Raw genomic sequence first — 13101 nt, 5'->3', positions numbered from 1 at the left:
AAACATGAAAAACAGTACAAAGAATAACCTGTTGCTAGCAGGCGCAGGGTTAGGCGCATTTCTTGCCCTTCGGTCAGCAGGCCGCAAGAAACGTGAATTTTCGTTTACTGACCGTGTGGTCTTGATTACCGGCGGAAGTAGGGGATTGGGTTTGGTTTTGGCCAGAATGTTTGCTGAACAAGGTGCTAAAATTGCTATCTGCGCCCGCACCGAGCACCAGGTAGAAGCCGCCCGCGCAGAATTGTGCGCCGGCGGGGCATCGGTGCTCGCCTTTACAACTGACGTGAGCGACCAAGCCCAAGTGAAGCGCATGATTTCAGAAATCAAAGAAACCTGGGGGCCGGTGGAAGTGCTGGTGAACAACGCAGGCGTGATCACGGCTGGGCCGCTGGCCGAAATGACCGTGGAAGATTTTGAGATCGCCATGAAAACACATTACTGGGCATCATTGTACACCATGTTGGAGGTGATCCCAGACATGAAAGCCCGCGGCGAAGGGCGTATTGTGAACATCGCGTCTATTGGCGGGAAGGTGAGCGTGCCGCATCTGGTGCCGTACAGCGGCAGCAAGTTCGCGCTGGTGGGCATGTCTGAGGGCTTCAGGTCTGAGCTTAAGAAAGACGGCATTTACGTGACCACCATCAACCCAGGCCTTATGCGCACCGGCAGCGCCCGCAACGCGTTTTTGAAAGGGCAGAACGAGAAAGAATACACCGCCTTCGCGCTGCTAGACGCCAATCCGGTGATTTCATTGGCGGCCAACAAAGCGGCTCAGGACATTATGAACGCCTGCCGCTACGGTGAGGCCGAAGTAACTTTAGGCTTAAATGCCAAACTAATGAGCTTGTTCCACGGCATGTTCCCCGGCGCGGCCACAGACTTGATGGGCCTGATCAATGTGTTCTTACCGGGCCCCGGCGGCATTGGCCAAGAGAAAGTTCGTGGTTATGAAAGTGAAACGCCCCTCACGCAGTCCATTTTGAACGCGCCCAATCACAAAGCTGCCGCAGATAACAACGAATATTAAGGTTAGTTTCCCTCAAAAGAAATTCCGTTTTGGGGCTTGTTTTCAGAAATGAGCCCGAAAACGGGATTTCTGTTTTCTGGTAAAAGAAAAAAGCACGGTTGTAAACTATTTCAGTCAAAGTTGCATTCTATAGAGGCAAAGTGTGGTGAACCCGTATCTTTGCTTCCCGTTATGACCCAGAAAAAAGAACCGTCGCTTTTAGCCCTTATAGGTAAGTTTGATTTTGAGCAAGCGCGCATCAAGCATGTGTTGTTTAAGTCAAAAATACGGGCCTTGCTGTACGGGGCCAACATTGACAAAGACCCCATTCTCTCCAGCACGCAGTGTTCCTTGGGCAAGTGGATTTATGACGTGGCCATGCCCAGCATTGGCCATTGGCCCGAAATGGACGAACTGGAACGCGTTCATGACCAAATGCACACCATTGCCCGTGACCTCTGGCACCAGTACCAGCAAGGCCAGGAAGAAGCCGCCCGCGCAGGCCTGGCCCTGATTGACGAAACAGCGGTGAAATTACTGCATCTTTTAGACCAGCTGGAACAGAAAACAGCGTCCTGACCTACAACTTTCCTCAGAATTTTGTGACGATTTTGGGGCTTCGCCTGGCCGGTTGAAGAACTTTTTTGCGTGTGCGGTAGTACAAGAAAGACGCTTTGCCTTGCAAGGCTTTCACTTAACCTACAACTGTTATGTCAGACCAAAAAGATACCACTTCGGCCCAAAACACTAACCAAGGAAACCAGTCAGAACGGCAGCGCCAAGACGCCAGCGACAATGACACCTACAAACGTTCCGTGACTGGCTATGATGCCACCAAGCAAGACGAAGATTTTGACGGCACCATGAAATCTACCGGCGGCAACACCATAGATGAACGCGAAACCAACGACGGCGACGCCAACAACGAGAACAACTCGTAACCAACTTTAAAAAAGCCCTATTTCTTGCAGAAGTAGGGCTTTTTTGTGCCTTCTCCGGAACTAAAAAAATATTTTCTGGGCGCGCAGCCAAAACCGCGTTCTATGCGTCTTTTAGAAAGATTGGCCTGTGTTTTGCTATTACTTTGGTAGACAATGAAAAGGCAGAAAGTACGTTGAATCAATTGCCGCACTGTTCTGTTTTCAACTTATAATGGATAAGCATATGAAAAAGGTTCTTTTATCAGTTCTCGCCGGTGTCTTAATGGCCGGCGTCTCGGTGACAACACCGGCAGTGGCTGAATCCAGAAAAGCGGCCGCTGACACGTATGCGGCTCCTGTTCCGGCGGGGGCACGTGACATCATCACAGAGATTATTGACGTGGTAGGCCTTAAGGCGCGCTTTGAAGTGCGGGCGGCCAACGTGCCCAATGCCGCGGCGGTGATCATGAACGGCAAGCGCTATATTCTTTACAATGAAAACTTCGTGAACGCTCTCAACTCCGCAGTAAGAACAGACTGGGCCGGCGTGAGCATTCTGGCCCATGAAATTGGCCACCACCTGAATGGACACACTTTGTCTTCCAGCGGTAGCAACCACCAAGATGAATTAGAGGCCGATGAATTCTCTGGCTTTGTACTGCGCAAGATGGGCGCCAGTCTAAGTGAGGCCCAGGCCGCCATTCAAGTGCTAGCCGATGAAGAAGACAACAGAACGCACCCCGGCAAACGTCCGCGTTTGTCGGCCATAAGCCAGGGCTGGAAAAACGCCGATGGTCAGATTGTAGCCAGTGCCAGAGCCGGCACGCCTACAAGGTCAGTGGCTACAGCCAGCCGCAACGCCGGGGCCAGCCTGAATTCTTCCAATGCCATGGCTTCCAATGTGCGCACCACGTCTTCGTCCAGATTGTCTGAGCGGCAGATTCTTCGTCAAGTGAAATTGGCGGGCGCTCCGCAGGAACGCATGTACGTAACTACTTCCATGAACCTGGTGCGTGAAACCAACGCCGGTATTGAAGTGATTGGCAAACTGCAAAAGACCAATAACCGCAACTTCCCGTACGTGTTGGAAAGCCGGTATTTCGCCTCGCTGTTTGTCTCTACCAACGGCTTACTTCTCAATGAAGAAGGCGAACGCGTAGGTGTATTGACCACTACGTAAGCTTCCGAATCAATCATAAGGAAAGCGACAGTTCTGCAAAGGACTGGCGCTTTTTTGTGTCCATTGGTTTCGGTTTTAAGTGCATTTCCATTTCCGTTTTCGGGCTCATTTCCAGAAATGAGCCCGAAAACGGAATCCCGCGGCAAGAACATTCTGCTAGAGTTAGAATTTTGCAGTATCTTTTCCCCATGAAGCAGTTTGTCTTGTTCCCGCGCCTGTTGGCCATGGTTTTAGGGGTTTCCAGCCTGAGTTTGAGTTCCTGCGCGCAGCAGATGTACCAGCCAAACCAGGTCTTGCGGGACGTGGAGATTCTAGCCGCCGATTCCATGGGCGGACGCCTGCCGGCCACCGAAGGCCACCTGAAAGCGCAGCAATACCTGTTAGGCAGATTCAAGGCAATCGGTCTGAAGCCCGTAGGCGGCAGCCAATACCAGCACACGTTCTCTTTTACCGGCCGCACCAGCAAGCAGCCCACCAACGGCGTAAACCTGGTAGGCATGATTGAAGGAACCTCGTCAAAAGCCATTGTGATCACGGCACATTATGACCACGTGGGCACCCGCAATGGGCAGATCTTTAACGGAGCTGATGACGACGCCTCGGGCATTGGCGCTATTCTGGCCATCGCCACGCACTTCCAGAAGAAGAAACCCAAGCATACACTCATCTTTGTTGCCTTTGACGCTGAAGAGCAAGGCCTGTCTGGCTCCAAAGCCTTTGTGGAGAGATTACCGGTGGCCAAAGAGCAGATTCTTCTCAACGTAAACCTTGACATGGTGAGCATTTCGGCTAAAAATGAATTATACGCCTCCGGCACGCACCATTACCCGTGGGTGAAAGAGCACCTCCAGAACCTGAAAGTACCCGAGGGTTTCAAACTTACTTTTGGGCATGATCGCCCGGAACAAGGCCCCGATGACTGGACGTTTCAATCGGACCACGGTAGTTTCCACAGAGCTAAAATTCCGTTCATCTACTTTGGCGTGGAAGACCACCCGCATTACCACAAAGAATCTGATGAGTTCAAGAACATTCACCAGCCATTCTATCTCAAAGCCGTGGAAACCATCTTAGCCGCGGTACAGACCTTGGATTCTAAGTTGCCTCAGTAAATCAAGGGTATGTCTTTTAAAGTAAGTGCCAGTGGTTCCATTGGCTGCCTTAAAAGTCATTGCCTTTTTTGTTCCTTTTAAAGAAAATTTCAAAAGGTGGGTTTTGATTTGAGCTAGAATGAAGTGAGGAAATCTAGTGCTAAGAGTATTAAGCATGATTCAGCCAAAAAATTCTAATTAAGTACAAAATAGAACTATACCAAGCAAAATAACCATATATTAGTAGATTCGTTAAAGACTTAGTTGCTAAACCGATGTTTCACCAACTAAGCAAGCATGTTCAAGAACAAACTATATGGATTGGTTTTCTTACTTCTGTTCCCCTTTCTGAAAGAGATTTCAGGCTCCACCACGCCGTCACCCGCTAAGCCGGTTACCCTCAACACCCTCCCTACCTGGACTCCCACCGAGGTCAAAAAAGTGACTACCAAAAGTATCACGGTCAACGCTTCGGTGTATTTCCCGGAGGAGGCGCAAACCGATGACACGCCTTTCATTACCGCAGATGGTTCCAAGATCAATGAACGCAACCCGCGCAAGCACCGGTGGCTGGCTTTGTCCAGAAACCTGTTGGCCCGCTGGGGCGGCAAGATCCACTACGGAGATTCAGTAAAGGTGGAAGGTATCTCCAAACAACTGGACGGTGTGTACGTGGTGCGTGATGCCATGCACCGCCGCATCAGGAATCGGGTTGACATTCTGGTAGGCCCCAATGACAAGATCATGGGCTACTGGGAAGACGTGAAACTCACCAAGATTTAGACCAAGCAAATTTTTTTTTAACAGCAGCGCCCCGCCTTATACAAGGTGGGGCGCTGCTGTTTTAGGTTTTTAGCGAAATTTTTTAAGGTTCTAAATAATTCAATCACAAGTAGTTGTGTGGCTTTATAAGTCCTGAGTAGAAACTTGGCATCTGTAGTTGGCTTGGGTTTGGCACAGTTTTTTCATTTGGAGAGTCACAGGCCTTTAGAGCTTGGCTCAACAAGAAAAAACTACAGATATGAAGAAGATACTACTAGTGGTAACAGCTCTCATGGCGGGGCTTTTCACCGAAGGATTTGCCCAGGACAACGGTGTACGGGTAGGCATTAAAGCGGGCTACAGCATGACCAACTGGCAAGGCGAAACCGTGAGAAAGCTCAAAGATTTACTGGAATACACAGACGGCAACGTGAGCACCAAAATGAAACACGGGTTTCATGCGGGCGCTTACCTGAGCGTGCCTTTGGGCAACGGGTTTGAGTTTGAACCTGGCGTGCAATACTCGCAGAAAGGAACCGTGGTGGAAGGCCGCGTACCCGGCGATGTGGGCACGTTCACCAATGCCAAAGTAACGCTCACCAACAAAGCCGAATACATTGATGTGCCCTTGCTGGCCAAGGTGTACATAGGCCAGGGATTCAACCTGTTTGCCGGTCCGCAGGTGTCTTTCCTGCTTTCCAATAAAGTGAATGTGAACGCCGGGGCCTTCGGGTTTTCTGCCTACAACAATGACTTTGAGTGGCGGGAAGCGCAGCGGAAGGTAGATGTGGGCTTGTCTGCGGGGGCCGGTTACCAGTTCAGCAACGGCCTGAATTTTGGGGCCAGCTATGACATGGGCCTGACCACCATTGACCAAACCGCTGATTATAAATCATACAACCAGGTGGTCAAAGCCTCGGTGGGTTTCCGGTTTTAAGCGCATAGCAGAAATCTGAATATGCTTTAAGAGAAGAATTTAGTGAATGTGTTATAGGATGATTAAAAAAGCGGCGGACATTGTCCGCCGCTTTTTTTTAGCCTTTGCGTTGGTTGTTGTTTTTCTTTTTGGTGAGACTGCTTACTGCAGCTACCAAGCCACCTGTAGAAATGCGTTTGGTGACCAGGCCGTAGATTAAAGCGGCTCCGGCAGCCCCGGCAGCGGCAAACAAAGCCGTTCTCAAGGGTTTGCTGGCTACGGGAGAAGCAATGGCGGCAGGTAAGCCGCCTGGGGCCGGGGCGAAACCAGCGGCTTCGCGCAGTTGGTGCAGGTGGGTCAACACATCAGTTGAGGCTTCGCGCTGGCGCAGGATAATGCCGCGTACTTCGGCGGGCAGTTCATGGTCCAGGGCGTCACGGTAGGCTTTCTGGGCCCACTCTTCGCCGTAAATGCAAGACCCCAGAATGGCTTCTTCATTGCTGCCGGTAATGGTGGCTTTAAAGTCCATCCATTGGCGGTATAGTTTGCCTTTGGCGGTGGTGTCGCGCTCTGGGCTGCCGCCGTGCTGCTGAATCACCTGGTTCAATTCATTGGCGAAGGCCAGGCGCTGCTGCGAGAACCGGCGGTACACGTCCTGGCGCAGTGAGTCTGTGCTTTCCTTGGCTGCGCGCTCGTAGCCTTCCAGGCCGTCATGTACAAATTGATTCAGTTCGGTGAGAACCTCCACTACTTTAGATTTTCCGTTCGTTGACATATGCTACGTTTTAGTTTTCAGCTTTTATGAACGTGAAACAGGCGCAGAGGTTGAAGAAAATGACGGCAAAGCCATTCTAGCCTTTATCATCAGAAAATCTAGGGCTAATTTTTTTGCGGAGCGTGCGTTTTCGGGCTCCGTTTTGGAAATGAAAGCAAAACCAGGAATTGGAAAGCCAATGAAGCATTTATTCCTCACACCCGGCGTAAAACTGCACCATGCCCAGCCGTCCGCTTTCCAGCAAAGTATTTTTGTCTTTCTCAGATAGCCGCTTGATTTTAGGCCCAAAACCAGCGGTGCTCACTGAAACGGTTCTGTCCCAGTCTGAAGGGGTGAGGGCGTGGCGGTTGAGGTTCTCAATGATGATGCGGTAAAAGCCGTTGATGTAGTCCGGAAAGCTGTGGATGGGATTGGGCGCCAGGCCTTTCCGCTCCAGGTCATAGGCAATCTGCTCGTCATAATCCAGCCGAATACCAATGGTCTCGGGGTTGATGAATCGGTAGTCGGACTCGGCCATGGATTGGCTTCCGCCGGCATAATAACGCGGGTGGTCAAACACCATCAATGGGAAATTCAGGAGCAAGCCACCGTCTACTAAAACATCAGTTTGGTTATTTGGCAGTGGTTTAGGAAAGACAGCGCCCGTGCTGTCCATGAACATCGCCTGAAAAAACATGGGCACTGACATGGAAATGCGTACGGCGTCTTTCACGCGCATGAGCGGATAGGTTTCATGGCTGAACACTTCTGGGCGCTGCCTGCTCAGATTGGTGCCCGTGATGTACAGATCCCTGAACCCGTTTTTGCCTGCCAGCGCGTGCAATTGCTGGAAGGTGAGGTCTGGGTTTCCTGTTTTGCCTTTGATGAGGTCTGAAAGCCACTGGGTAAACTTCTCGCCGCGGTACCAGCCGTAACGGCTAGACATTCTGGCGAAGCCGCCAATGAAAAAGAACCGGCCATCGGCAAATTTCTGCACCGGAGTTTTAAACGTAATCTCTGTGATTTCCTGCGGCGAATACCCCATGGCCAGCAGGCACGCCTGTATGGCACCCGCCGAGGTGCCCGCAATGCGCTCAATGCCCTGTAGCTGTCCGCGCCGTTCCAGTTCTGCAAGCGCGCCGCCGTAAGCAATGCCCCTAATGCCGCCGCCTTCCAGCGCCAAATTGCGGTACACGGGCGCAGGCGTTTGGGCGAGCAGGGGAGAGGTGGTTACCAAACAGCACACCCAGCAGAAAACCTGTTTTAGGGCCCATTTCTGAAACAGAGGCCAAAAACGGAAACTACTCCACCTCAAATTGCCAGGGAAGGTTGAACGGAAGCTGCCGGCGTTTGCTGCGGCCGTTGAGGTCTGTGAGAAAGTCATTCAGCGTGTCTTGGTATTCCAGGTGATAGTCTTGGTGCAGGTGTTTCTTGATGAGCATCATGGCGCGCAGCACCAGGCGGGCGGTGGCCACGTAAAAACTCTTGTACACGCTCTCAAACTGCCCCGTGAAGTTGTCGAAAATCAGCTGCAAAACATAGAAATGCAGGTCAATTTCGCCTTTGCGGTCTTTGGTGACGCGGTAATAGCGGGCAATTTCCTGGGTGGCTTTCTTGAGGCCCCGGCTCAGCGCCTTGCTAAATGACCTCCCCGACACCGTGAACAGAATATCATGGATGGTTTCCTGGCTTCGCTGCAGCATGGTCTCCAGGGTGATGTCGTCCAGCAGTTCCAGGGCCAGCGTGTCATACGCCTCGGCGTCTTTGCGCACCAACCGGAGCACCAGCGCCTCTTTCTCTTTCTCAGATAGTTTCTTGAGCGCCTGTTTGAAATCTGCGGAAGGTACGGGCATTTCGTCAGGATAGGGTTAACGTGTCTCTTTCTAAAAGCCAGGAGCTATGTAGGCTGAAACTCCACGCAAATTTATGGCTTTTCCAGCTGATTAGTAGACAAACGAACGCAAACTACTTTAGGTTGAAGCAGTGAGTTATTTGTAAATCCCGTTTTCGGGTTCATTTCTGGAAATGAGCCCGAAAACGGAAAGGGTAAGTAGGTCTGGAGCCTCAACAAAAAAGGCTTCTGCACATCTGCAGAAGCCTTTTTTACAATTATAAATGCTCAAATTTATTTCCTGGCACCGTTCTTTTTAGACGTATTAAGCAAGGCCATAACTGCGGCGCCGGCTGCCAGCGCCAGAACGCCCGCTTTCACTGGGTTGGTCTTGGCGCGGGTATAGAGGCTGGTTTTCATGACGTAGCCTTTGTGGTTGCCGCGCACTTTCCCGGCGGTGGAAGGGTGGTGCAATGAGCCTTCTACGTTGGTGGGCGCTTCGTCTAACACCTGTTGGTCAGACATCACAGTAGAACTGATCCAGTCCATGACGCCCGGTATGCGTTTGTTGAGCGAGCTCATCACCTTGGCACCGCCACCAATCATAATATCTCTGTAGTGGTGCTCGGCGGCTTCCAGAATGGCGTTGGCTACTTCTTCTGGGGTGTAAACCGGGGCGGGTAGGGTTAGGGCTTTGCCGGTGTAGTTTTTGGCGTGCTCTGGGTAGGGCGTGTCAATGCCGGCGGGTTTGATTAAAGTCACCGAGATGGGCGCTTTGTCTTCCAAGAGCTCAATTCTTAGCGCGTCTGTGAAGCCTTTCACGGCGTGCTTGCTGGCGGCGTACATGCCCTGCAACGGAATTGAAACGTCAGACACTTCGCTGCCCACGTTGATGATGGCGCCGCCGTTGGTTTTCAGGTGCTTGGCTGCGGCTAGAGAACCGTATACCAGCCCCCAGAAGTTGGTGTCAAACATGCGCCGGTGGTCTTCGTCTGAGACTTCGGCTAGTTTCCCGTAGATGGAGCCGCCGGCGTTGTTCACCCAGGTGTCAAACCCACCGAACTCCCGCAGGGCCACGTCTACAATCCACTGCACTTCTTCTTTCTTGCCCACGTCGGCCACGCAATGGAAGGCCTGGCCGCCTTCGGCTCTTATTTCCTGTTCAATAGTTTCCAGGGCTTCGCGGTTGCGGGCAGCCAACACTACTTTGGCGCCTTTTTTGGCGGCGGCTTTGGCGGTGGCCAAGCCGATGCCGCTGCTGGCGCCCGTGATTACTATTACCTGCTCCTTCAGCGGTTTCAAAGAATATTTCATAATGTCAAAAGTTGAGGTACTCAAAAAAAAATGTTTTCCTGTCATTTCTTACGAACGCTTTCAACATTTGATACAACTCAAACCCATTCTGCCTGAATTAGATATAGAGTTTTTGCTGTATTTAACGCGTAAAAACGACAAAGGGAGCTACTCTAGAAAGCAGTTCCCTTTGTCGTTTTCCGTTTTCGGCTTCATTTCTGGAAACGAGCCCGAAAACGGGTTTACTCCTTAAGATGGTCTTCTAAATACTGCGTCACTTTCTTGTAGAGGTGCACGCGGTCTTTGCCACCCACATTGTGCGGATGGCCGGGGTACACAAAGTAATCCAGCAGCACGCCTTCATCCACGGCTTTCTTCAAAAACGCGAGGCTGTGCTGCCACACCACCACGTCATCTACGGTGCCATGAATCAGAAGCAATTTGCCTTGCAGGTTCTTCACATGGTTCAGTAAGTTGGCTTGCTCGTAGCCTGCAGGGTTTTCCTGGGGCGTGTCCATGTAGCGCTCGGTGTACATGATTTCATAGTAGCGCCAGTCAATCACGGGTCCGCCGGCCACGCCTACTTTGAACACGCCGGGCTGCTTGAGCATCAGAGACGTAGTCATGAAACCCCCGTAGCTCCAGCCGTGCACGCCCATGCGGTTGCCATCTACAAAGGGCAGTGATTTCAGATATTCCACGCCTTTCATCTGGTCCCGAACTTCGGCGGAGCCGGTTTGTCTGAAAATGGCCGATTCAAACGCTTTGCCTCTATCAGCGGAACCGCGGTTGTCAAGCGTGAAGACGATGTAGCCTTTCTGGGCCATGTGCTGCATCCAGAGGTTAGAGCCGCCCAGCCAGCCGCTGGTAATCATTTGCGCATGGGGACCGCCATACACGTACACTACCACCGGGTATTTCTTGTTCTTGTCGAAGTTAGGCGGGGTGGTCATGCGGCAATACAAATCAGTTCCATCCTCGGCTTTGATAGGGAAAACGGTGGTTTCGCCCAGCAGATAATCCTGCAATGGATTGGCCGCGGTGAGCAAGGTTTTCCGGACTTTCGCTTCTTTTATGTCCAGCATCTTGATGGTGCGGGGCGTGACGGGGCTACTGTAATTGTCTAGGAAATACTGACCCGTAGAACTCAGACTTACGTTGTGCATGCCACTGCCCTGGCTCAGTTTTTTCACGCGGCCTGAACTAAGGTCCACCGAATACAGATGGCGCTCCAGCGGACTTTCAGCCGTGGACGTGAAATAGGCTTCGCGGCCCGCTTTGTCAAAACCCAGCAGGTCTTTCACCACCCAGTCGCCTTTGGTCAATTGCCTGATTTGTTTGCCGCTGGTATTGAAAAGGTACAGATGCTCAAAGCCGTCGCGCTCAGAGAACCACACAAACTGGTCTGGCTTGCCCGGCACGAAATAAAGGCCATGCTCCGGTTCCACCCATCTTTCGTCTTTCTCCTCAAACAAGGTTTTCACGAAGTCGCCGGTGGCGGCGTCATACTGGTTCAGCCACAAATGATTCTGCGCGCGGTTGACCACGGCCACATAGATATGTCTTTCGTCGGGACTCCAGCTGATGTTGGTCATATATTGCTCGGCAGGTTCACCGGTTTTCAGGTAGATAGTCTGGCCGGTAGTTGCATTATACACGCCAACCGTCACGTGGTGGCTTTTGCCGCCCGCCATGGGGTATTTGATGTTGTTCAGTTTGGCGGGCAGTTCGCTGATGTCTACCAAGGGGTAATCTGTCACCATGGTCTGGTCCATGCGGTAAAAGGCCAGTTTGCTGCTGCTAGGGCTCCAGAAGGTGCCTTTGGTAATGCCAAACTCTGAGCGGTGCGCCGACTGACCATTCACAATGTCTGGGTTGGTGTCTTGCGTGATCTGCTTGTTTTCCTGGCCAGGCTGCGAAACGAACAAGTTGTTGCCTTTGGTATAAGCCACGCGCTGCTTGTTCGGCGAAAACTCTGCATTCTCAGCGGCTGGGTCAAAGGAAAAGAAGCTCTGCGCGGTTTTGGTTTGGGTATTGATTCTGTACAGCTTGCTGCGCTGGTTAAGCAGGAGTTCAGAGGCGTTCAGCCATTGCAGGCCGTTCACGCTGGTCACGTTGGCACCGCCGGCTTTGCCAACCGCCGCGCTCAGTTCAGCGGTGGAAATGACGGGTTTGGCATCTCCTTTCAGGCCACCGCGCAGGAGCAGGTCAGTTTTGGCGTGCACGTAGCTGTAGTCATTGGTGCCCGGCACCCACGTGAGGCCGCGCAGGTTGGCCGGTTGCAGGGCCGGGTTCAGGAAGGCGTCTTCCATGGTGAGCAGCTTTTGCTGGGCCGCTACGGGCAAGGCTGTCGCCAAGAAAAGCAAGGTTAAAAAAAGCAGGTTTCTGAAGGTGGTACGCATGAATTGCTATATAATGAATGTGTAAAGGAAATACTGGTCAGTATTATTAAAAACGTTTATATGCGCTTTAGCTTTTCTTAACTGATATTTTTCTATACTTTTTGTATTTATATTTTTCCAAATCATTCAATTTTCCGCTGCTGTCCCAATAGTAATTTTTAAAAGGGAGCCCATTTTTATAGGTAAAACTTGCTTTGCTTAATACATTCCCATGCTTATCAGTAGTAATGGTTTCCACCAGTTGCTTTGATTGGTTGTACTTATAGTTGTAAATTATTTCTTTCGAATAATATTTAATCTTTAAGTCTTTTATATACTCCGCTTTTATTTCTCCGTCAGAAGAAAATTCTGAAAGTGTACTATCTGTTAGCGAGAAATAAGCATGGGTTTCAGAGTCATTGTTGCTTTGTAGAATTTTTTCAATCCTACCTTCAACATAAAATATTGTTTTGCAGCTAGCTAAAGTGTAATTAGGAGTTGAACCTTGTTTATGATATTTGCATACAGAAATAACTTGTCCGTCTTGGTTGTAACTGTACTCTTTCTTATCCCATTTTCTGTCGTCCAACCAATACCATTCGTCATAAACTAACCTATGCGAATTATCATAATAGAAATAGACTTCCCAGCCGTCTAATTTATCTCTGTCTAAATATTTCTTAACTTTTATCAAGTTGCCTAGAGTGTCATAATGATGAATACTTTCCAAGTATTTAATGTTGAAAAACAGTATTTTGAAATCAGTTGCATAAAGCTTGCGCTCTTTGATTTTCTGTTGTTGATAGACCTGATGGAAAGAATTGTCTTCGGTAAAAAATTCTGATTGTTGGCCCTTAACCCCAAGACTTATAGTTAGCAGAAATAAGAAAATTCTAAATTCCTTCATGGAAGAGCAGTATGAAATGATAGCTAACTATAACAAAATAAAACGTCTTCCGTTTTTGGC

Annotated in this window: 13 protein-coding genes; 7 read left to right on the top strand and 6 right to left on the bottom strand. The window is 50.4% G+C overall.

Annotation, left to right across the window (positions count from 1 at the left end):
• Positions 1-4 precede the first annotated feature (4 nt).
• The 7 genes from IMY23_RS08470 to IMY23_RS08440 all read left to right on the top strand — a co-directional run bounded on the left by IMY23_RS08470 (position 5) and on the right by IMY23_RS08440 (position 5896).
• On the top strand, positions 5-1027 hold the full coding sequence (locus IMY23_RS08470) for an SDR family oxidoreductase (protein ID WP_192821663.1): 1023 nt from the start codon (positions 5-7) through the stop codon (positions 1025-1027).
• A 171-nt stretch (positions 1028-1198) separates the two neighbouring features.
• Entirely contained in the window at positions 1199-1585 is a 387-nt protein-coding gene (locus tag IMY23_RS08465; RefSeq protein ID WP_192821662.1) for a CZB domain-containing protein, read from the top strand.
• Between the two features lie 131 nt (positions 1586-1716).
• Positions 1717-1947 (top strand): hypothetical protein, encoded by a 231-nt coding sequence (locus IMY23_RS08460; protein ID WP_192821661.1) that lies wholly within the window; start codon positions 1717-1719, stop codon positions 1945-1947.
• 223 nt (positions 1948-2170) lie between these two features.
• Positions 2171-3106 (top strand): membrane-binding protein, encoded by a 936-nt coding sequence (locus tag IMY23_RS08455; protein WP_192821660.1) that lies wholly within the window; start codon positions 2171-2173, stop codon positions 3104-3106.
• A 188-nt stretch (positions 3107-3294) separates the two neighbouring features.
• On the top strand, positions 3295-4218 hold the full coding sequence (locus IMY23_RS08450) for a M20/M25/M40 family metallo-hydrolase (protein WP_225986458.1): 924 nt from the start codon (positions 3295-3297) through the stop codon (positions 4216-4218).
• Positions 4219-4494: 276 nt separating this feature from the next.
• Complete coding sequence (locus tag IMY23_RS08445) at positions 4495-4980, top strand: hypothetical protein (RefSeq protein ID WP_192821659.1); 486 nt, start codon at positions 4495-4497, stop codon at positions 4978-4980.
• Between the two features lie 238 nt (positions 4981-5218).
• Positions 5219-5896, top strand: a complete 678-nt coding sequence (locus tag IMY23_RS08440; protein WP_225986457.1) for a porin family protein — start codon at positions 5219-5221, stop codon at positions 5894-5896.
• A 97-nt stretch (positions 5897-5993) separates the two neighbouring features.
• On the opposite strand, the gene IMY23_RS08435 is transcribed toward IMY23_RS08440, so the two are convergent.
• From IMY23_RS08435 to IMY23_RS08410, 6 genes are all read right to left on the bottom strand, one after another.
• Positions 5994-6650, bottom strand: a complete 657-nt coding sequence (locus IMY23_RS08435) for a PA2169 family four-helix-bundle protein (protein WP_192821658.1) — start codon at positions 6648-6650, stop codon at positions 5994-5996.
• Between the two features lie 187 nt (positions 6651-6837).
• Positions 6838-7866 (bottom strand): patatin-like phospholipase family protein, encoded by a 1029-nt coding sequence (locus IMY23_RS08430; RefSeq protein WP_192821657.1) that lies wholly within the window; start codon positions 7864-7866, stop codon positions 6838-6840.
• Positions 7867-7930: 64 nt separating this feature from the next.
• A complete protein-coding gene (locus IMY23_RS08425; RefSeq protein ID WP_192821656.1) occupies positions 7931-8482 on the bottom strand; it encodes a hypothetical protein in 552 nt (183 codons plus the stop codon).
• A gap of 272 nt (positions 8483-8754) precedes the next feature.
• A complete protein-coding gene (locus IMY23_RS08420; RefSeq protein WP_192821655.1) occupies positions 8755-9774 on the bottom strand; it encodes an SDR family oxidoreductase in 1020 nt (339 codons plus the stop codon).
• Between the two features lie 221 nt (positions 9775-9995).
• On the bottom strand, positions 9996-12155 hold the full coding sequence (locus IMY23_RS08415; protein WP_192821654.1) for a S9 family peptidase: 2160 nt from the start codon (positions 12153-12155) through the stop codon (positions 9996-9998).
• A gap of 67 nt (positions 12156-12222) precedes the next feature.
• Positions 12223-13041 carry a hypothetical protein gene (locus IMY23_RS08410; RefSeq protein ID WP_192821653.1) on the bottom strand — a complete coding sequence of 273 codons (819 nt, stop codon included), beginning with the start codon at positions 13039-13041 and terminating at the stop codon, positions 12223-12225.
• Between the last annotated feature and the right edge of the window lie 60 nt (positions 13042-13101).

The sequence above is a fragment of the Rufibacter sp. LB8 genome, from assembly GCF_014876185.1.
Classification (GTDB): domain Bacteria; phylum Bacteroidota; class Bacteroidia; order Cytophagales; family Hymenobacteraceae; genus Nibribacter.
The sequence above is the reverse complement of the archived record's forward strand: the minus strand, read 5'-3'. Positions and strand labels throughout refer to the sequence as shown.